Here is a 22174-nt window from a genome sequence, read left to right on the forward strand (position 1 = left end):
ACTTGTCTTACTGGACAATGTCATAGTGCTTTCTAAACATTTCTTCATATTTCTGAGCCAACTCTAGATCGTCCGACCCTCTGAAGGTTCTGGCGAGCTCACTTAGTGAGATTAAGTTTTTCTGTAATTCAAATCTGTCCATTTTGCCCGTATCATAGAGATAGGTCAGCATTTCGTCCGATCGTTGAGAAACGATAGCTGCCATTTCTTTGGCCTTGTCTTCTTCTCCTACGAGCATAAGGTACCCTACTTGTTGTACACTGAAGTGATCATAAGGGATTGAATTGTCTGGCATGATAGTGAGGCATTTGAGTACAGCTTCTCTAGCTTTTTCAATTTCACCTTCAGCCAATAGGCTTTCTATCAATGTATTGAAACTAGCTCTGTGGTTTAGTACAAAGTTTCTATAATCTTCAGAGTAATACACAGAAGGGTTGTCAAGTTCTCTCCAGTAAAAGTTGTTCATCATGTTGTCAAACATCTTGTTCGTATCCACAAACATTTCTCCCGCTTCTTTGTTTTTGATTGGCAGCAATCGGAAGGCATTACCCTCTTGTACCATGTAGTCCTTCAGGTTGAAGTTGACACTGGAAGCAGAAGTGTTGTTGAAGTAAATAGGGCGTTCCCAATTGTTGTTTACGATCAAGTCCAAAATGGCCAGATCCTTTTTCTCTAACCCACGACCTTTCATACTCCAAGCCATTTTATCAGAAAGCCTATCTGCAAACTGCTCAGGGATGATGCCCATTTTCATTACCATAGCTGAATCTACGGGTAGATAGAAGTTTTTCGCTGGGACGGAATTATAACTGCTGATAGAAGTAGGTACAGCAAGTGCAGGGTGTTCTTCTTTGATCAGTTTGATGAATTGAGCCGCATTCATGGTACCGCCTTTTATATTTTGTCTTTCGACCAATGGTAAATAGTCATTCAAACCACCCTGTTTGTAGTTGTCAAGTGTCAGTCCAAAAGGTAGTGGTTTAGATTCGTAAGCGTCACGCATCATCTGAGCGATATACCAGTCGGTATTGAAGTAACTCAACACGATAACCCTTACATCGGTTCTGAAACCTTCTACTTCTTGCACATACCAGAGCGGGAATGTATCGTTGTCACCGCCAGTGAATATGATCGCGTTAGGTGCACACGAAGCCAAGAAGTTTTTAGCAGAATCTACAGAAAAGTATCTGTTTGACCTGTCGTGATCGTCCCACCCTTCGGTGGCCATTAAAACAGGAGCACTCAAGCAGATAATAAAAGCAATAGCGGCTGCTGGAATACCTTTTTTGATCACGGCCATCAGTCCATTGAAAATGGCAATAAAGCCTAATCCTATCCAAAAAGCATAGGCATAATAGGATCCAGCATAGATGTAATCTCTTTCTCTTGGTTCGGTAGGTGGAGAGTTTAGATAAAGCACGACAGCCGCGCCAGTCAAGAAAAACAACATGCCTACAAATGCAAAGTTTCTAGGATCTTTATAGTATTGAAAGGTCAATCCTATGATTCCTAAGATCAACGGGATCATGTAGAAGATATTTCTTCCTTTATTTTCTTCTAGCATAGAAGGCACTTTATCAAAAGCGTCGTTGAGTCCTACCCAGTCGGCTCCTTGAATATCAGAGGCACGACCTGCAAAATTCCACATAAAGTAGCGGAAATACATGGTGCCTAGTTGGTGTTTAAACATATAGGCGAGGTTGTCACCAAAGCTTGGTTTTTCTCCATTTTTCAATCCTAAAATTTCTCGATATCGCTGTACATGACCTGGCTGGTTGCTATAAGCCCTTGGGAGAATAGAGGTATGCTCAGGGTTGTAGATATACTCTAATTTGTAATCAGAAATTTCATACTTGTCTTTTCCTTTGGTGTATACAGGTGCGCCTTTCTTTTGATCTACAATGTCAGCCGTAAAAAGTTGGCCATGTAGCAACGGACGGCTACCGTATTGCTCTCTTTTTAAATAAGAGACATAGCTAAGGACATCTTCAGGGTTGTTTTCATCGATAGGAGGGTTGTAATTGGATCTGATGAGTACGATTGCATAGGAAGAATAGCCAATCACGATAAAGGCAAAACTTACCAGTATAGTGTTGAGCGTAGCATTGCTCGACTGGATCGAATAGTAAATGCCATAAATCAATCCTCCTAAAAATAAAGCGACGAAGAATATGATGCCTGAACCAAATGGCAGTCCCAAGTTATTCACGAAGAAGATCTCCATTTTGCCAGCAAAGCTGGGTAAACCAGGGATCACACCTTCCATAATAATTAGAACAATTGCACCACTGGCGATCATCGTGGTGAAGATGCCTCGGGTGCTGAGTTTTTTTCTTTTTTTGAAATAATATATAAGAGCTAATGCAGGTACAGTTACTAGGTTTAATAAGTGAACCCCAATAGAAAGTCCAACCATATAGGCAATCAAAATCATCCATCTGTTTTCGTCAGATGGATCTTTGATGTTTTCCCACTTGAGCATGGCCCATACTACAAATGCAGTAAAGAATGACGACATACCATATACTTCTGCTTCTACTGCAGAAAACCAGAAAGAATCTGAAAAGGTATAAGCCAAAGCACCGATCATGCCGCTGCCTATCACTACTAGGTTGGTATATTCGGTGTCTGCCGTTACTAGTTTTTTAGCCAAATGAGTGATCGACCAAAAGAGAAACAGTACGGTAAACCCACTGCTGATCACACTGAGCATATTGATCCAAAAGGCTACCTCAAGCACATCTCCCATGGCCAAAAAGGAGAACAATCGACCAAGTAAAAGAAAGAAGGGAGCCCCTGGAGGATGGGGTACTTCTAGTTTGTAAGACACGGCTATAAATTCGCCACAATCCCAAAAACTGGCTGTAGGCTCTACGGTGAGGGTGTATACGGTAGTGGCTAGAATGAAAATGATCCAGCCAGTTATGTTATTTAGTTTGTTGTAGTCGCTCATAAAAAATGGAAATTTAACTGGCGAAAATAGTCATATTTGGTCAAACCAAAACGTTAATAAAGGTTAACTTGGGGCGCTGAAAATGAAACGATTAAATCAGGTAGTATGAATATTTTGAAAAGTATTTTTTTGATTATTGGACTCGCAGTGGCTTTGCCACGGAGTGTTTTTTCACAATCTAATACCGAGCGAGCTACGGTTTCCGAAGAACTGATGGAATCGGAAGTGCTTCAATACCGAGGATCTACTTCTCGTAGTTGGGACCTACTTCATACCGAATTGTCTGTTTCGTTCGATTGGGACAACAGGTATTTGAATGGCATAGCAGTGTTAGATTTGAAGCCCTATTTTTATGAGCAGGAGCTATTGGTGCTCGATGCTAAAGGTATGGAGATCAAAGCCGTGGCTATTGCGGGGAGTACCGTGCCTTTCGAATACGATGGCTCGATCATCGAAATCACATTGGAGCAAGCCGCAAAACGAAAAGATACATTGCAAGTTACGATTGACTACGTGGCGAAACCCTACGAAAGAGAAGTAGGTGGTAGCGAGGCGATAGAAGAAAATAGAGGGGTATATTTTATCAATGCCGATGGTGCTGATGCATCTAAACCCAAACAAATATGGACGCAAGGAGAGACTGAGGCCAGCTCAGGCTGGTTTCCTACGATAGATGCACCAAATGAACGATGTACGCAGGTGATGAAAATCACAGTGCAAGACCAATTCAAAACATTGTCGAATGGATTGCTTAAAGAACAATACAAGCGAGAACATGGGCTGCGTACAGATGTATGGGTGATGGATCAACCTCATGCACCTTATCTATTTATGATGGCTATAGGAGAATTTGAGGTGGTAAAAGATGTGTGGCATGGGATGCCTGTTGCTTATTGGATGGAGAAAGGCTATGGTCAGTACGCCAAAGATATTTTTGGTCATACGCCTGAGATGATCACTTTTTTTTCAGAGATGTTGGGTTATTCATTCCCATGGAAAAAATACGACCAGGTAGTCGTGCGGGATTTTGTGTCAGGTGCGATGGAAAATACGACCGCTTCAGTTTTTTATGAAGCACTCAATGTGAATCGTCGGGCTTTGATCGATGAAAACTGGGATGATATTATTGCTCACGAATTGATGCATCAGTGGTTTGGTGATTTAGTGACCTGCGAGTCCTGGTCTAACCTGACTCTCAATGAAGGGTTTGCTAGTTATGCGGAGTATCTGTGGAATCAGTATAAGTATGGGCAAGACCAAGCCGATTATACATTTTTGGTAGAGCAAGAAACTTATTTTGATGAAGCTATTGAGAATCCTAAAAACCTGATTCGGTATTATTATGAAGATCAAGAGGAGATGTTTGATGCCCACTCCTATAACAAAGGAGCAGCAGTATTGCATATGCTTAGAAGTTATTTGGGAGATGAGGCGTTTTTTGAGGGACTGAAAAATTATTTACATGACAATGCCTACACTTCCGTAGAGCTGTCGCAGTTGCGAATGGCATTTGAGGCAGTAACAGGGGAAGATTTAAATTGGTTCTTTGATCAATGGTATTTCTTTGCAGGGCATCCAGAGTTGGAAGTAAGGCATGAGTACAAAAACGATACATTGACGCTGACAGTGGCTCAAGTGCAAGCCGTGGATGAGACGCCGATTTTTCAATTGCCAGTATTTATAGATATATGGAAAGGGGAAGAGCTATTCAGTTTTCCTGTGGTGATCAACGAAGCGTACGAAACGTATGACTTTCCTATGGATGAAAAGCCAGATGTGGTCATCTTCGATAGTGAGCGACAGTTGCTCGCCATGATAGATCACCCGCAGTCGGAAGAAGAGTATGTGACTCAGTTTGTCAAAGATGGTAGTTTATATAGCCGCATTGAGACAATGGATAGTTTGTATAGTTTCAAAAACAAGAAATTAATAGACCAGATATTGAGATTGGCTTTTCAAGATTCGTTTGCGATGGTGCGTCAGTATGCTGTAGAGTATTTGATTGATGAAGAAGTAAAGCTTAAAAAGTACGAGCCAGAGGTTGTGAAACTACTCAAAGATACGAGCACGCACGTAAGGAGCTATGTTTTGGCTTACTTGGGAAGGGATGGGTTTGAAAAATATCGCTCGGTGTTTGATAGAGCATTGAATGATTCGTCTTATTTAGTGGCATCTGCAGCTATAGCCCAATTTACCAGAAATGGTGTAGACTTGCCTGCTAAATTCTTGGAGAGCCAAAAGCAGGAAACCAACCTTAATATGGTGGTGATGATGGCAGATTATTACAACCATCAAGAGCATAAGGACTCGTATGAATGGTTTCAGAAACGGATAAAAGGATTGGATGGCAATACACTCTTTTATTTCATACAAGCGTATGCCGAAAAATTGCTAGATGCTCCTGAGCAATACAGAAAAGCGGCTATTCCACAATTTGATAGATTGGCACGAAACCACACCAATTATATGGTCCGATTTTCGGCTTATCAGGCTTTGGTATTGATGTCGGATATGGAGGGGGTAGACACTATGCTGAAAAGTATTCGTGAAAACGAAAAAGACCCAAGGTTGCTAGATTTTTATGAAGAATTGTAAAACAAAGCCGATTGAGATAGCTCAATCGGCTTTGTTTTTTATCTATTTATAAGCCTAATAACGCATCAATCGAGCTGCTCGCCACAAAGTGATAATTAGGTCGAGCTTTTTGGTAAATGGCTTTTGCCATTTCTATGCCCTCGGGGGTTTTTACAAACTCCTTGTATAATGGCATCAAGAACTTTCTTCGGCCTGTGTGAATCAAGAAAGACTCCAGTCGACCATAGCCAGCTTCATATTGGTTGGCAATAATTAAAATACCCCAGACGTTGAAAATTTCACTGTTGCCTGTGGCTGTGAACCCGAAGGCTTGATCTAATGCTTGCATTTGATCTGTCGATAGAGTGTCTGGCAGGTTTCGTATAAATCGCAACCATTCATGCGTACTCCAGTCATCGCTGTGATATGATGCCTGCAATTCTTCTTTGCTTTGGTTTGCGAGCCAAGTCGTAAGGGCTTTGTCTACATTCTCAAATTTGTCGGAAACAGGGTTAGGGCAATCTGCTGGTAGCCCAGGTGTGTATATCCATGCTTCATATAGAGCAGGCTGTACATCCATGTCATAAGCGTCAAAAAGCTGCGTTTGTAGTATTTTGGTAAATTGCTCGGTGGTCATGGTTTTAAATGAATTACTGGTAAAGTAATCTTTCAAAAACCCGTCGAATTTTTCACGACCCACTTTTTCCTCTAGCATACGCAAAAAGAAATACCCTTTGTCGTAAGGGATGGAAGTCATACCGTCATCAGGGTTTCTGTTGGTCAAATCAAATTTGAGGCTTGTATCTTTAAATTGATCAGCAGCCTTCATCTCTTCTATTTCTGTTTTCAAATCTTGTAGAGACAATAGAGCGAGCATTTCAGAATATTCTCTACCATAAAGTGCTTCCATGATCCGGTATTCGAAATAAACAGTAAAGCCTTCGTTGAGCCAGAAATCGTTCCAATTGGCATTGGTCACCAAATTGCCAGACCAAGAGTGTGCCAGCTCATGTGCAACTAGTGAGGTGAGCGATTTATCGCCAGCCAAGATGGTAGGTGTAGCAAAAGTTAATCGTGGGTTTTCCATTCCTCCAAACGGAAAACTAGAAGGTAATACAATCAAGTCGTATCGATCCCAGCGGTATGGCCCATATAGTTTTTCAGCCGCGCTGATCATTTTTTCTAGGTCTTCAAATTCAGCCGTTGCTTGAGCTAATACAGATGGCTCGGCATAGACACCACTTCGCTTGCCCAAAGCACTAAACTGTACATCCCCCACAGCCAAGGCGAGTAAATAGGCAGGAATGGCTTGTTTCATTTCAAATGTATAAATGCCACTCTCATTTTTTTCCGTTGGGTTGGACGCGCTCATTAGAGCAAGTAATTCCTTGGGGACTTCTACTTGAGCATCGTAAGTGAATCGTATGCCTGGCGAATCTTGGATAGGAACCCACGAACGAGCCAATATCGCTTGAGATTGAGTAAATAGGAAAGGGTAGCTCTTATCTGTTGTTTGGCTTGGTTCTAACCACTGCAGTGCTTCTGCATTTTCAGAAGTTTCATAACTGACGAGCACATTTTTAGTCTTGGGTGTAATATTTATAGTCAGTGGTGCTCCTAAAAAAGGTTGTGTCTCTCCAATTGAAAAATTAAGTGCCTCATTATTACCATTTGTAATCGATTTGATGGTGAGGTCTTTGGTGTCGAGCACTAACTGTTTGGCATCAGCCGTAGATTTAATGGTCAGCGTAGCAGTGGCATCTATTTTTTTCAATTCAAAATTTACACGAGCGTGCCAGCTCAGGTGTGTTACAACAGCTTCTTCTGGGTGGGCAAAAGAATGGGTGTCGGATCTTTTCATATCAGTTTCTATTACGATAGGGTATTCTTTTCCAGGTGTGCAGCTAGACACTAGCAAAATAGCACACAAAGCATAGCAAAGACCAGAGGTCAATTTTTTTATCATGAGTTCATATTGTTAGTTAAATAGGTAAATCTAATCATCCTTTGAATGAATAAAATAAATGTTTGATTATAGATTAAAAACGGCTTTTAAACGGGGCTAAAAGCATGTGGATGAAAAAAAATAGATATTGTTGAAAATAAGTTTCCAAAAATTTGAATAAGAATCAAAAGCATATAATTTTGCACTTCCTTAAGAAAAACGGGAGCGAATGATGCTTCAATTTGATCAAGGAATGTTCTCAATTTTATTGAACAAGGGGGGATACCAAAGCGGCCAACTGGGACGGACTGTAACTCCGTTGACTTATGTCTTCACAGGTTCGAATCCTGTTCCCCCCACATTGGCCTGGTTTAATTATGATTAAATCAGTGAAAGGATTAAGCGGGAGTAGCTCAGTTGGTAGAGCGACAGCCTTCCAAGCTGTAGGTCGCGGGTTCGAGCCTCGTCTCCCGCTCTTAATTTTTCAAGCCGATGTAGCTCAGGGGTAGAGTGCTTCCTTGGTAAGGAAGAGGTCACGGGTTCAAATCCCGTCATTGGCTCATATCTCTGAAAGCCTTTTTGCTAAGAAGGCTAATACTGGTTTGAGTGATTGTGCTATATATTTATGTGTAGCCTTTTTTTATATTTAATTTAATATTTAACTAAAATAGGAATTTTCAAACATGGCTAAAGAAACCTTTGACCGTTCGAAACCTCACGTGAATATTGGTACAATTGGTCACGTGGATCACGGAAAGACAACTCTGACTGCTGCGATCTCTTCAGTTCTTGCGAACAAGGGTCTAGCAGAAATGAAAGACTTTTCTTCTATCGACAACGCTCCAGAAGAAAAAGAAAGAGGTATTACTATTAATACTTCGCACATCGAATACCAAACAGATTCTAGACACTACGCTCACGTAGATTGTCCTGGTCACGCCGATTATGTGAAAAACATGATTACTGGTGCTGCTCAGATGGACGGTGCTATCATCGTGGTAGCTGCTACTGATGGACCAATGCCACAAACAAGAGAGCACATCTTGCTTTCTCGTCAGGTTGGAGTTCCTGCTTTGGTTGTATTTATGAACAAAGTAGATTTGGTAGACGATCCTGAATTACTTGAGTTAGTAGAAATGGAAGTAAGAGAATTGCTTTCTGAGTACGACTTCCCAGGTGATGATATTCCAGTAATTGCTGGTTCTGCACTTGGTGCATTGAATGGAGAGCCTGAGTGGGTAGCTAAAGTTGAGGAATTGATGGATGCAGTTGACAACTACATTCCACTACCAGAAAGAGCTATTGACAAGGATTTCTTGATGCCAGTAGAGGATGTGTTCTCTATTACAGGTAGAGGTACTGTTGCTACAGGTAGAATCGAAAGAGGTGTTACTAACACTGGAGATGCTGTAGACATCATCGGTATGGGTGCTGAAGACATGAAGTCTACAATCACTGGTGTTGAGATGTTTAGAAAAATATTGGACAGAGGTGAAGCTGGTGACAACGTTGGTCTTTTGCTAAGAGGTATTGAAAAAGCCCAGATCAAAAGAGGAATGATTATCTGTAAGCCAGGTTCTGTAAACCCTCATGCTAAATTCAAAGCTGAAGTTTACGTACTGTCTAAAGAAGAAGGTGGACGTCACACTCCATTCTTTAACAAATACAGACCACAGTTCTACGTAAGAACAACTGACGTTACAGGTGAAATCATGCTTCCTGAAGGAGTAGAAATGGTTATGCCAGGTGATAACGTTACTATCGAAGTAACTTTGATCAACAAAATCGCAATGGAAAAAGGATTGAGATTTGCAATCAGAGAAGGTGGTAGAACAGTTGGATCTGGTCAGGTAACTGAAATTTTAGACTAAGGTCTAATACAGATATAGTAAGATTATCAAATGCGTTTCATTATTTAATGAAGCGCATTTGTTTATAATCAAAAATAATTCTAATTTTGCAGTCCTTTTGGGCTGAAGGATACACGGGTGTAGCTCAATTGGCAGAGTAGTGGTCTCCAAAACCATTGGTTGGGAGTTCGAGTCTCTCCACCCGTGCAAATGTTTAAAGCAAAGGTTTGAGTAATGGCAAAATTGATTGACTTTTTTAAAGAATCCTATGATGAGATGGTCCATAAGGTTACGTGGTCTAAGTATAGTGAACTTCAGAGTAGTTCAATTTTGGTATTGGTCGCTTCCCTGATCTTCGCAATATTCATTGGAATAATAGATTTCGGATTCGATAATCTATTAAAATGGTTTTATAATCTATAAATAGTTAAAAGTCCCGCTATTATGAGTGAACTTAAATGGTACGTTGTTCGTGCGGTCAGTGGACAGGAAAAAAAGGTGAAAGCCTACTTGGAAACTGAGATCGTAAGGATGGGCCTAGAAGAATACATTCCTCAAGTCATGATACCTGCAGAAAAGGTGTATGAGATGAGAAATGGGAAGAAGCGTGTGAGAGAAAGAAATTTCTTCCCAGGCTATATTCTGATTTCTGCGGACCTGAAATACGGTGAAGTACAGCATACCATCACTAAAATACCGGGAGTTATTGGCTTTTTAGGTGCCGACGATGGCGGACCTGCCAAAACACCAGTAGCGCTTAGACAAAATGAGGTAAACCGAATTTTGGGTAAAGTAGAAGAGGTTGATGAGTTTGAAGAAAAACTAGATACTCCTTTTATTGTAGGCGAAACTGTGAAAGTAATGGATGGGCCGTTCAGTGGATTTACAGGTGCAGTAGAAGAGGTTTTTGAAGAAAGAAAGAAGCTAAATGTAATGGTGAAAATCTTTGGAAGAAACACGCCTGTAGAACTTAATTATATACAAGTAGAAAAAACAGAGTAAAAATGGCTAAGGAAATTAGTGGTTACTTAAAATTACAGATAAAGGGTGGCGCAGCCAACCCTTCTCCTCCTGTAGGACCTGCACTTGGTAGTAAAGGTCTTAACATTATGGACTTCTGTAAGCAATTTAATGCTAGAACCCAGGAAAAAGCGGGACAGGTGTTGCCTGTACTTGTTACTATTTATACCGATAAGTCGTTTGATTTTGTTATAAAAACTCCTCCTGCGCCAGTATTGTTGTTGAACGCAGCAAAACTGAAAAAGGCTTCTTCGGAGCCTAATCGCGATAAGGTGGGTAGCGTAACTTGGGATCAAGTGAAAGAAATTGCTGAAACTAAAATGCCAGATTTGAACGCATTTACAATAGAGTCAGCAATGAAGCAGGTAGCTGGTACAGCTCGAAGCATGGGTATAAAAGTAAGTGGTCAAGCCCCTTGGGCCTAATTAATTTTAAATTAACATGGCGAAATTAACGAAAAATCAAAAGCTAGCTGCTGAGAAATATGATAAGACGAAGGATTATTCCATCGACGAAGCATCGCAACTAGTAAAGGACATCACTACAACTAAATTCGACGCCTCTGTGGATGTCGATATTAGGCTAGGAGTTGATCCAAGAAAGGCAGACCAAATGGTAAGAGGAGTAGCAACACTCCCTCATGGAACTGGTAAAGAAGTAAGAGTTCTTGTACTATGTACTCCAGATAAAGAGCAAGAAGCTAAAGATGCTGGAGCAGATCACGTAGGATTGGATGACTATATCGCGAAAATCGAGAAAGGTTGGACAGATATCGACGTAATCGTAACGATGCCAACGGTAATGGCTAAAGTAGGTAGAATAGGTAGAGTATTGGGCCCAAGAGGTTTGATGCCAAACCCTAAGTCTGGTACTGTGACATTGGACGTGGCTAAGGCAGTGCAAGAAGTGAAATCTGGTAAGATTGATTTTAAAGTAGATAAATTTGGTATTATTCACGCAAGTGTAGGAAAAGTTTCCTTTACAGCGGAGCAAATCAAAGAAAATGCTTTAGAGCTAATCAATGTGGTAAATAAATTGAAGCCATCTAGTGCAAAAGGAACTTATATGAGAAATATTAGTCTTTCTAGCACAATGAGTACTGGTATTTCAATTGATAAAGCCTCAACTGGAATTTAAAAGATCTTTTATAATCAATGTCGCTCTTGCGGCAAGATTCTAAATAAAGAATAAAATGACTAGAGCAGAAAAAGCCGTTGTTATTAAAGAACTTTCTGAGAAGTTTAAAGAAACTAGTAATTTCTATTTTACTGATGCTGCTGGATTGACAGTAGCAGAGATAAATGACTTCAGACAAAAGTGCTTCGATAATGGCGTAGAGTACAGAGTGGTGAAAAACACACTCATCAGAAAAGCTCTGGAAACTGTTGACGCTGATTTCACATCGTTGAATGATGAAGTATTAACAGGATTTTCAGGGGTGATGTTCACAGGAGCAGAAAATGCAAATGTACCTGCTAAGATCATCAAAGAATTTAAAAAATCTGACAAGGCAGATAGACCAAAACTAAAGGGAGCTTCCATCGATTACGATCTCTTTATTGGTGAGGAACACCTAAATACATTGTCTACACTTAAGTCGAAAAACGAACTTATTGGCGAAGTTATTGGGTTGTTGCAATCTCCTGCGAAGAATGTTGTTTCTGCTCTTCAGAGCGGAGGTCAAACACTTTCAGGATTGGTCAAGACGTTGTCAGAACGTTAAAATTGGTTTCAAATTATTAAATATTAAATACTAAAATAAAATGGCAGATTTAAAAGCATTCGCTGATCAGTTGGTCGGACTAACTGTAAAGGAAGTAAATGAATTAGCTGAAATTTTGAAAGAAGAGCATGGTATCGAGCCTGCTGCTGCTGCTGCTCCAGTAATGGTAGCTGGTGCTGCTGGTGGTGGAGAAGAAGCTGCTGAAAAAGATTCTTTCGACGTTATCTTGAAATCTCCAGGAGGAGCTAAGTTGGCTATCGTTAAGTTGGTTAAAGAATTGACTGGACTTGGATTGAAAGAAGCTAAAGAACTAGTTGATGGCGCACCTAAAGCAATAAAAGAAGGTGTTGCTAAAGACGAAGCTGAAGGGCTTAAGAAGCAGCTTGAAGAAGCTGGAGCTGAAGTAGAGCTTAAGTAAAATTTGACAGTTTTTAGTAATAAAAACGTCTAAAAATTAGGCCTGTCCTGATTCCGATTGTTGTCGGAATCGGGATCAGGTCTTTTCCTGTTTCTGTAAAAAAGAGACAATTACTTACATTATTATCACATAAAATTGTACGGCCTTGGCTAGTAAAAATAAATCCGAAAGAATTAATTTTTCTTCGATTAAATCAGTGATTGATTATCCTGATTTTTTGAAAGTTCAATTACAATCTTTTGAAGATTTTTTTCAGTTGGAAACGCCCGCTGAAAAAAGAATTCAGGAAGGACTTTTTAAGGTTTTCTCAGAAAACTTTCCTATTTCTGATTCAAGAGAAAATTTTGTACTTGAATTTATCGATTACTTAGTAGATCCACCGAAATATAACGTGGACGAATGTATCGATAGAGGGTTGACATATTCTGTTCCTTTGAAGGCAAAATTGAAATTGTCTTGTAACGATGAGGACAACGATGATTTTGAAACCATCGAGCAAGAAGTGTTCTTGGGTAATATCCCATACATGACAGGCAAAGGGTCGTTCGTTATCAATGGAGCGGAGAGAGTAATTGTTTCTCAGCTACACAGATCTCCAGGTGTGTTTTTTGCACAAAGTAAGCATACCAATGGGACTAAATTATATTCAGCAAGAATTATCCCTTTCAAAGGTTCTTGGATTGAATTTGCTACAGACGTAAACAACGTCATGTATGCCTACATTGACCGTAAGAAAAAATTCCCTGTTACTACTCTTTTAAGATCTATCGGGTACGGTTCTGACAAGGATATCTTGGATTTGTTCGGATTGTCTGAGGAGATTCCGGCCAATGCCAAAGAACTTAAAAAGATAGTAGATAGAAAGTTAGCTGCGAGAGTTCTTCGAACTTGGACGGAAGATTTCGTGGACGAAGATACTGGTGAAGTAGTATCTATCGATAGAAACGAAGTGGTACTAGAAAGAGACTCAATCATTACTGAAGATGATATTGAGACCATCCTAGACTCTGGAGCTAAATCAATTATCCTACACAAGAAGGATGTAAATATTACAGACTACTCTATTATTTACAACACCCTACAAAAGGATAATTCAAACTCTGAAAAAGAAGCTGTAGAGCAAATCTATAGACAACTAAGAAACACTGAAGCACCTGATGAGCAAACGGCAAGGGATATCATCAACAACTTGTTCTTTAGTGATAAAAGATATGATTTAGGTGAAGTAGGTAGATACAGAATCAATCGTAAACTACAGCTTGACCTAAGCAACGACTCAAGAGTATTGACTACAGAGGATATTATCCTTATCGTAAAATACTTGATTGGTTTGATCAACTCTAAGGCAGTAGTGGATGATATCGATCACTTGAGCAATAGAAGAGTAAGAACAGTAGGAGAGCAGTTGTACGCTCAATTTGGCGTAGGACTTTCTAGAATGGCTCGTACCATTAAAGAAAGAATGAACGTTCGTGACAACGAAGAGTTTAAGCCAATTGACCTTATCAATGCTAGAACACTTTCTTCTGTCATTAACTCGTTCTTTGGAACGAATCAGCTGTCTCAGTTTATGGATCAAACGAATCCATTGGCAGAGGTCACTCACAAAAGAAGAATGTCAGCACTTGGGCCAGGTGGTCTTTCGAGAGAGAGAGCAGGGTTTGAGGTTCGGGATGTTCACTATACACACTATGGTCGTCTATGTACCATCGAAACGCCTGAAGGACCGAACATTGGTTTGATTTCTTCTTTGTGTGTACATGCTAAAGTAAATAGCATGGGATTTATCGAAACTCCATACCGAGAAGTAGAAGAAGGTGTAGTAAACATGACCAGCAATGTGAAATATCTGACTGCAGAAGAGGAAGATACTTACAATATTGCACAGGCAAACGCTCCGTTGAAGGACGACGGAAACTTTGTAAACGATACCGTAAAAGCAAGATACGAAGGTGACTTCCCTGTGGTAGGACCTAAGGATCTAAAATATATGGACGTAGCGCCAAACCAGATTGTATCTGTAGCAGCATCTATGATTCCTTTCCTAGAGCATGATGATGCGAACAGGGCTTTGATGGGATCCAACATGCAGCGCCAAGCAGTGCCATTGTTGAAGCCACAAGCACCAATCGTAGGTACAGGTCTAGAAAAAAGAGTTGCATTGGATTCTCGTTCACTGATCCTCGCTAGAGGAAAGGGAGAGGTAATAGAAGTAGATGCAAACAAGATTGTTGTTAAGTATGATATGTCTGATGACGAAAGCCTTGTGTCTTTCGACGAAGAGCACATCACTTATGATTTGATCAAGTTTAGAAGAACGAACCAAGATACTTGTATCAATTTGAAACCTATTGTATATAAAGGGGATCAAATAGAAGAAGGTCAAGCACTTTGTGAAGGTTTCGCAACAGAAGATGGTGAGTTGGCTTTGGGTAGAAACTTGACCGTGGCCTTTATGCCTTGGCAAGGTTATAACTTTGAGGATGCGATTGTAATCTCAGAAAAAGTTGTAAGAGATGATGTATTTACATCTATCCACATCGATGAGTTCGAACTAGAAGTAAGAGATACGAAGAGAGGTGAAGAAGAATTGACCTCTGAAATTCCAAACGTAAGTGAGGAAGCTGTTAAAAATCTTGATGAAAATGGTATCATCAGAGTTGGTGCAGAAATCAAAGAAGGTGACATCTTAATTGGTAAAATCACCCCTAAAGGAGAGACAGATCCTACACCAGAAGAAAAACTACTTCGTGCCATCTTTGGAGACAAAGCTGGTGATGTGAAAGATGCTTCACTGAAAGCTTCCCCATCATTAAGAGGTGTGGTTATCGATACTAAATTGTTTTCTAGACCAAAGAAAGACAAGGATCTAAGAGCTAAGACCAAAAGAGAAGTTGAAATTTTGAAAAACAACTACTCTCAAGAATTGAAAGAATTGAGAGGAGTAATGATTTCTAAATTGGTTGAATTGCTAGGTGGCAAGACTTGTCAAGGGGTGAAACACAAATTTGGGGATGAGATCATGTCTAAAGGGGTGAAATTCAATGCTAAAAACATAGAAGAGAACCTTTTCCCAGAAAAGAATATCTATAGAGATGAGTCTAACTACAATGTACAAGAAGAAGTAAACCTAATTGGTGACTTGTTGTTGGACAACTGGACAACTGACGAGAAAGTGAATAAAATGGTTTTTGAGTTAGTCAAAAACTTTGGCAAAAGAAGACACGATATTGGAGGTATCTTCAAACGTGAGAAATTTACTTTGGAAGTAGGAGATGAGTTGCCAGCAGGCATTGTACAATTGGCTAAAGTATACGTGGCTAAGAAACGTAAACTGAAAGTTGGTGATAAGATGGCGGGTCGTCACGGTAACAAAGGGGTTGTAGCCAAAATCGTAAGAGAGGAAGATATGCCTTTCTTGGAAGACGGGACACCAGTTGATATCTGTTTGAACCCTCTTGGTGTACCATCAAGGATGAACATTGGTCAGATCTACGAAACAGTTCTTGGTTGGGCTGGATTGAAGTTGGGTAGAAAATATGCTACACCGATCTTCGATGGAGCTAGCATGGAGCAAGTAGCTGCTGAGTTGAAAGAAGCAGGCTTGCCAGAATACGGTAGAACTTATCTGTTCGATGGTTTATCTGGAAACAGATTTGATCAGCCAGTTACAGTAGGTGTGATTTACATGCTGAAACTAGGTCACTTGGTAGATGACAAAATGCACGCAAGGTCAATCGGACCATATTCTCTCATTACTCAGCAGCCGCTGGGTGGTAAGGCTCAGTTTGGTGGACAGCGTTTTGGAGAGATGGAAGTATGGGCATTGGAAGCATTTGGTGCAGCCAACGTACTTCAGGAAATCTTGACTATCAAATCTGATGATGTCATCGGTAGAGCAAAAGCATATGAAGCCATTGTAAAAGGCGAAAATATGAACAAACCAAATATTCCAGAGTCGTTCAACGTACTCGTTCACGAATTAAGAGGTTTGGCTCTTGAAATTACTTTAGACTAATTAATTGATCATAAGACCTTCGGGTCATTAACATATAAGATTGTAATTATGGCATTCAGAAAAAGCAAAAAGCTAAGCAGCAACTTCTCGAGAGTTACAGTAAGTTTGGCTTCTCCCGAATCTATTCTGGAAAGCTCACATGGTGAGGTTACACAGCCTGAAACTATCAATTATAGAACTTACAAGCCTGAAATGGGTGGTTTGTTCTGTGAACGTATTTTCGGGCCAGTAAAAGATTGGGAATGTCATTGTGGAAAATATAAGAGAATCAGATATAAGGGAATTATCTGTGATAGATGTGGGGTAGAAGTTACCGAGAAGAAGGTACGTCGCGAACGCATGGGTCACATAGAATTGGTCGTTCCTGTAGCACATATCTGGTACTTCAAATCATTGCCTAACAAAATCGGTTACCTCTTAGGAATTCCTACTAAGAAATTGGATCAGATCATCTACTACGAGCGTTACTTGGTTATTCAGCCAGGGGCAAAAGAAGAAGATGGTATTGCTCGTCACGACTTCTTAACTGAAGATGAGTACTTAGATATCTTGGATAAATTACCAAGAGAAAACCAATTGTTGGACGATGACGATCCAAACAAATTCATTGCGAAGATGGGAGCAGAGGCGTTAGAGATGTCTTTGTCTAGAATCGAGTTGGATGATTTGTCTTACGAATTGCGCCACCAGGCAGCCACTGATACTTCTCAGCAGAGAAAAGCGGAGGCACTGAAAAGATTGAAAGTAGTAGAAGCATTTAGAGATGCTAAAACTCGTATCGAAAACAGACCTGAGTGGATGATTATCAAAATGGTACCAGTTATTCCTCCAGAATTGCGTCCATTGGTGCCATTGGATGGTGGTAGATTCGCTACTTCGGATTTGAATGATCTATACAGAAGAGTGATCATCAGAAACAATCGATTGAAACGATTGATCGATATCAAAGCACCAGAAGTGATTCTTAGAAATGAGAAGCGTATGCTTCAGGAAGCTGTAGATTCATTATTTGATAATTCAAGAAAAGTAAACGCCGTAAGATCTGATGGAAACAGAGCTTTAAAATCTTTGAGTGATATGCTTAAAGGTAAGCAAGGTCGATTCCGTCAAAACTTGCTAGGTAAGAGGGTAGATTACTCTGGCCGTTCTGTAATTGTAGTAGGGCCAGAATTGAAAATGCATGAATGTGGACTTCCAAAAGGAATGGCTGCCGAGCTTTTCAAACCTTTCGTTATCAGAAAATTGATAGAAAGAGGAATTGTTAAGACTGTGAAGTCGGCGAAGAAAATCGTTGACAGAAAGGATCCTGTGATTTGGGACATTCTGGAGAATGTACTGAAAGGACACCCTGTATTGCTTAACAGAGCTCCTACACTTCACCGTTTGGGTATTCAGGCTTTCCAGCCTAAAATGATTGAAGGTAAAGCGATTCAATTGCACCCATTGGCATGTACAGCATTCAACGCCGATTTTGATGGTGACCAAATGGCGGTTCACGTGCCTCTAGGGCACGAAGCTATCTTGGAAGCTTCAGTATTGATGTTGGCTTCGCACAACATCCTAAACCCTGCCAACGGAGCGCCGATTACAGTTCCTTCTCAAGATATGGTTTTGGGTCTGTATTACGTAACCAAAGGAAAACGTAGCACGGATAAAGAAAAGATTGCAGGCGAAGGCATGACATTCTATAGTGCAGAAGAAGTAGAAATTGCGATCAATGAAGGTCAGCTGTCTAAGCATGCTTACATCAAAGTAAGAACTAAAGTTCGTACCGCGAGTGGTGAGTTAGAAACTAAAATCATCGAAACAGTAGCTGGTAGAGTAATATTCAATCAGTTGGTGCCAGAGGCGGTTGGTTTTGTAGATGAATTGCTCTCTAAGAAGAAATTGCAACAAATTATTTCTACGGTATTTAAAATATCAGGAATGGCTAGAACGGCTCAGTTCCTTGATGATATCAAACATCTAGGATTCCAGTCTGCATACAAAGGCGGATTGTCAATGGGATTGGGAGATATCAATATACCTGCAGAAAAAGATAAGTTGGTCACTCAGGCTAAAGAGGAAGTAGAAGCTGTATGGCAAAACTACCAAATGGGTCTGATCACTGACAACGAGCGTTACAATCAAGTGATTGACATCTGGACTAGAATCAACTCTATGTTGACTGGTACATTGATGACACAGCTCGAAGAAGAAGATCAAGGGTTTAACTCGATCTATATGATGATGCACTCAGGTGCAAGGGGATCTAGAGAACAGATCCGTCAGTTGGGAGGAATGAGAGGATTGATGGCTAAGCCACAAAAGAACCTTCAAGGTTCGGTTGGGGAGATCATCGAAAACCCTATTCTATCTAACTTTAAAGAAGGGCTAGATGTAATCGAGTATTTTATTTCGACTCACGGTGCTCGTAAAGGTTTGGCTGATACAGCCTTGAAAACGGCCGATGCGGGTTACTTGACCAGACGTTTGGTTGATGTATCACAAGATGTGGTAGTCAATGAAGATGATTGTGGTACTTTGAGAGGATTGGATGTATCTGCCTTGAAAGACAACGAGGACATCGTTGAACCACTATCTGAAAGGATCTTGGGTAGAGTATCTGTACATGATGTGTATGATCCAATCACTGAGAAGCTGATGATCCCAGCTGGAATCGAAATTACTGAGGATTTGGCTGACGCTGTTGATGAAAGTGCAATAGAGACAGTTGAAATCAGATCAGTATTGACCTGTGAGTCTAAAAAAGGAGTTTGTGCGAAATGTTACGGACGTAACCTAGCCACAGGCGCTATGGCTCAGCAAGGTGAAGCTGTCGGTGTAATTGCTGCACAGTCGATCGGTGAGCCAGGTACACAGTTGACATTGAGAACTTTCCACGTTGGGGGTACAGCCTCTAATATTGCTGTAGATGCAACTATTTTGGCAAAGTTTGATGGTGTAGTAGAGATGGAAGGCTTGAGAGCTATCAAAACAACTAATGCTGACGGAGACGAAGTAGAAGTAGTAATGGGTAGAACTGGAGAAATCAGAATTGTAGATGCAGACTCTGGTAAAACATTGATTACTAACCACGTGCCTTACGGAGCATTCTTGGCTGTAAAAAACAAGAAGAAAGTAAAGAAAGGTGATAGGCTATGTCACTGGGATCCATATAACGCAGCAATTCTTTCAGCTGCTGATGGTGTTGTGAAATTTGATTCTATCGTTGAAGGGATTACTTACAAAGAAGAATCTGATGAACAGACAGGTCACAGAGAAAAAGTAATCATTGATACTAAGGATAAGACTAAAAACCCTGCCATCTTAGTAGAGTCTAAGGATGAAGAATATACGTTCAACATTCCAGTAGGAGCTCACTTGGCAGTGGATGAAGGAGATAAAATAAAGGCAGGTCAAATCTTGGTGAAAATACCAAGAACAATGGGTAAGTCTAGAGATATTACAGGGGGTCTGCCGAGAGTAACAGAATTGTTCGAGGCAAGAAACCCATCTAACCCAGCTGTAGTTTCAGAGATCGATGGTGTGGTCACATACGGTGGTATCAAAAGAGGTAACAGAGAGATATTTATTGAATCTAAAGATGGCGTGAAGAAGAGATACCTAGTATCCTTATCTAAACACATTCTGGTTCAAGACAATGACTTTGTGAAAGCTGGATATGCATTGTCTGATGGAGCGATTACACCTGCAGATATTCTTTCTATCAAAGGACCTACTGCTGTTCAGGAGTATTTGGTAAATGAGATTCAGGAAGTATACCGTTTGCAGGGTGTGAAAATCAATGATAAACACATTGAGACCATCGTAAGGCAGATGATGCAGAAGGTAAATATCCTAGACGCTGGAGACACGAGCTTCTTGCCAGGTCAGATAGTAGATAAACTATTGTTCATGGAAGAGAATGATTCGATTCTTGATATGAAAGTAGTGACAGATACAGGTGATTCTGGGAACTTGAAACAAGGACAAATCATCACTTCAAGACAATTGAGAGATGAAAATTCAAGCTTAAGACGAAAGGATTTGAAATTGGTAGTAGTGAGAAGTGCCGAGCCTGCAGTTTCTAAGCCTACCCTCCAAGGTATTACACAAGCGTCTTTGGGTACTCAGAGTTTTATCTCTGCGGCATCGTTTCAAGAGACCACCAAGGTATTGAGTGAAGCTTCTATTCGAGGTAAACGAGATACATTGAATGGCTTGAAAGAAAACGTAATTGTTGGACACTTGATACCAGCAGGTACAGGTCAAAGACAATTCCAAGACTTGATCGTAGGATCTCAAGAGGAATATGATTCATTAGTATCTTCGAAAGAAGAGTTTGAAAAATCAAAAGAGTATCAGACTAATGAGCAGTAATAAAGAAGAAAATCAAGACAAAGCTCAGCCAAGCAATCAAATAAATATTGAATTGTCTGAGGAAATAGCAGAGGGTGTATACGCCAATTTGGCCATGATTGCTCACTCTAATTCTGAATTTGTTATTGATTTTATTCGATTGATGCCAGGAGTGCCTAAAGCAAAAGTGAAATCTAGAGTGGTTATTACTCCAGAACATGCAAAAAGGCTTTTTGCAGCACTTCAGGACAACATCAATAAGTATGAACAGACATTTGGACCGATAAAACACGTCGATGATTCTCCTAAATTTCCAATGAATTTTGGGGGAGCAGTAGGCGAAGCCTAACGGTTTAGATTGATTATAAGATAATTAGGGGTTAAGATATTTTGTTGAGAAATACTTAATCCCTATTTTTGCGTTCCGAAATTTCGGAGGGAATTGAAATATATAAATTTTAAGTAATGCCTACTATACAACAATTAGTAAGAAAAGGCAGAAAGACATTGGTATCAAAATCAAAGTCTCCTGCATTGGATTCTTGCCCGCAAAGACGAGGTGTATGTACCAGGGTATATACGACCACGCCTAAGAAACCTAACTCTGCGATGAGAAAAGTTGCAAGGGTAAGGTTAACCAATGGCAAGGAAGTGAATGCTTACATTCCAGGTGAAGGTCACAATCTTCAAGAACACTCGATTGTATTAATCAGAGGTGGAAGGGTGAAAGATTTACCAGGTGTAAGATATCACATCATTAGAGGAGCTTTAGACACTGCCGGTGTTAGTGGCCGACTTCAGAGAAGATCTAAGTACGGAGCCAAGAAGCCAAAAGACAAAAAATAATAATTTAAAAGAAAGATGAGAAAATCGAAACCAAAGAAGAGATATATTCTTCCGGATCCGAAATTTCAAGATACGCTAGTATCTAAATTCGTGAACTACCTAATGGTGGACGGAAAGAAGAGTATTGCTTATTCGATCTTTTACGAAGCGGTAGCTTTAGTAGAAGAAAGAACCAGTGAGAATGGTCTTGAAACTTGGAAAAAAGCGCTTAACAACATCATGCCCTCAGTAGAGGTGAAAAGTAGACGTGTAGGTGGTGCAACTTTTCAGGTTCCTATAGAAGTAAGACCGAATAGGAAAACTTCCCTAGGAATCAAGTGGATGATTTCATACTCAAGAGCCAGAGGAGAAAAGACAATGAAGGAAAGATTGGCTGGTGAAATTATTGCTGCTGCTAAGGGTGAAGGAGCTGCTGTGAAGAAGAAAGACGATGTTCACAGAATGGCTGAAGCGAACAAAGCATTTTCACATTTTAGATTTTAATAG

15 protein-coding genes and 4 tRNA genes are annotated in these 22174 nt (G+C 40.3%); 17 read left to right on the forward strand and 2 right to left on the reverse strand.

All coding sequences use genetic code 11. The features are described from left to right. Positions 1-7 precede the first annotated feature (7 nt). Complete coding sequence (locus N7E81_RS08495; RefSeq protein ID WP_263052867.1) at positions 8-2953, reverse strand: glycosyltransferase family 117 protein; 2946 nt, start codon at positions 2951-2953, stop codon at positions 8-10. A 105-nt stretch (positions 2954-3058) separates the two neighbouring features. Between N7E81_RS08495 and N7E81_RS08500 the strand changes: the two genes are divergently transcribed. Beyond that, a complete protein-coding gene (locus N7E81_RS08500) occupies positions 3059-5548 on the forward strand; it encodes a M1 family metallopeptidase (protein WP_263052868.1) in 2490 nt (829 codons plus the stop codon). A 46-nt stretch (positions 5549-5594) separates the two neighbouring features. Here the strand turns inward: N7E81_RS08500 and N7E81_RS08505 are convergent, their stop codons facing one another. Then, a complete protein-coding gene (locus N7E81_RS08505) occupies positions 5595-7493 on the reverse strand; it encodes a M1 family metallopeptidase (protein WP_263052869.1) in 1899 nt (632 codons plus the stop codon). 255 nt (positions 7494-7748) lie between these two features. On the opposite strand from N7E81_RS08505, the gene N7E81_RS08510 reads away from it, so the two are divergent. The 16 genes from N7E81_RS08510 (at position 7749) to rpsG (ending at position 22171) form a co-directional block, all read left to right on the forward strand. Then, positions 7749-7831, forward strand: a tRNA-Tyr gene (locus N7E81_RS08510). Positions 7832-7874: 43 nt separating this feature from the next. After that, positions 7875-7947 (forward strand) — tRNA-Gly (locus tag N7E81_RS08515). 13 nt (positions 7948-7960) lie between these two features. Next, positions 7961-8032, forward strand: a tRNA-Thr gene (locus N7E81_RS08520). Positions 8033-8155: 123 nt separating this feature from the next. After that, positions 8156-9343 carry an elongation factor Tu gene (tuf, locus tag N7E81_RS08525; RefSeq protein ID WP_263052870.1) on the forward strand — a complete coding sequence of 396 codons (1188 nt, stop codon included), beginning with the start codon at positions 8156-8158 and terminating at the stop codon, positions 9341-9343. 113 nt (positions 9344-9456) lie between these two features. Then, positions 9457-9529 (forward strand) — tRNA-Trp (locus N7E81_RS08530). A 27-nt stretch (positions 9530-9556) separates the two neighbouring features. Continuing rightward, on the forward strand, positions 9557-9745 hold the full coding sequence (gene secE, locus N7E81_RS19380; protein ID WP_263052871.1) for a preprotein translocase subunit SecE: 189 nt from the start codon (positions 9557-9559) through the stop codon (positions 9743-9745). Positions 9746-9766: 21 nt separating this feature from the next. Next, on the forward strand, positions 9767-10324 hold the full coding sequence (nusG, locus tag N7E81_RS08540) for a transcription termination/antitermination protein NusG (protein ID WP_263052872.1): 558 nt from the start codon (positions 9767-9769) through the stop codon (positions 10322-10324). 2 nt (positions 10325-10326) lie between these two features. Next, positions 10327-10767: a 50S ribosomal protein L11 gene (rplK, locus tag N7E81_RS08545; RefSeq protein ID WP_263052873.1), complete on the forward strand. Its 441-nt coding sequence runs from the start codon at positions 10327-10329 to the stop codon at positions 10765-10767. 16 nt (positions 10768-10783) lie between these two features. Next, positions 10784-11479 carry a 50S ribosomal protein L1 gene (gene rplA, locus N7E81_RS08550; protein ID WP_263052874.1) on the forward strand — a complete coding sequence of 232 codons (696 nt, stop codon included), beginning with the start codon at positions 10784-10786 and terminating at the stop codon, positions 11477-11479. 55 nt (positions 11480-11534) lie between these two features. Next, a complete protein-coding gene (rplJ, locus tag N7E81_RS08555) occupies positions 11535-12065 on the forward strand; it encodes a 50S ribosomal protein L10 (protein WP_263052875.1) in 531 nt (176 codons plus the stop codon). A gap of 40 nt (positions 12066-12105) precedes the next feature. Then, a complete protein-coding gene (rplL, locus tag N7E81_RS08560) occupies positions 12106-12483 on the forward strand; it encodes a 50S ribosomal protein L7/L12 (protein WP_263052876.1) in 378 nt (125 codons plus the stop codon). 145 nt (positions 12484-12628) lie between these two features. Further along, a complete protein-coding gene (rpoB, locus tag N7E81_RS08565; RefSeq protein WP_263052877.1) occupies positions 12629-16501 on the forward strand; it encodes a DNA-directed RNA polymerase subunit beta in 3873 nt (1290 codons plus the stop codon). 48 nt (positions 16502-16549) lie between these two features. Further along, positions 16550-20863, forward strand: coding sequence for a DNA-directed RNA polymerase subunit beta' (rpoC, locus tag N7E81_RS08570; RefSeq protein ID WP_263052878.1), 4314 nt, complete (start codon positions 16550-16552; stop codon positions 20861-20863). Next, positions 20853-21191: a DUF3467 domain-containing protein gene (locus N7E81_RS08575; RefSeq protein WP_263052879.1), complete on the forward strand. Its 339-nt coding sequence runs from the start codon at positions 20853-20855 to the stop codon at positions 21189-21191. The genes rpoC and N7E81_RS08575 overlap by 11 nt, the downstream gene beginning before the upstream one ends. Positions 21192-21307: 116 nt before the next feature. Next, a complete protein-coding gene (gene rpsL / locus N7E81_RS08580; RefSeq protein ID WP_084373612.1) occupies positions 21308-21688 on the forward strand; it encodes a 30S ribosomal protein S12 in 381 nt (126 codons plus the stop codon). Positions 21689-21703: 15 nt separating this feature from the next. Beyond that, positions 21704-22171 carry a 30S ribosomal protein S7 gene (rpsG, locus tag N7E81_RS08585; protein ID WP_263052880.1) on the forward strand — a complete coding sequence of 156 codons (468 nt, stop codon included), beginning with the start codon at positions 21704-21706 and terminating at the stop codon, positions 22169-22171. Positions 22172-22174: the final 3 nt, after the last annotated feature.

It is taken from the genome of Reichenbachiella carrageenanivorans (genome assembly GCF_025639805.1).
GTDB classification, from domain to species: Bacteria; Bacteroidota; Bacteroidia; order Cytophagales; family Cyclobacteriaceae; genus Reichenbachiella; species Reichenbachiella carrageenanivorans.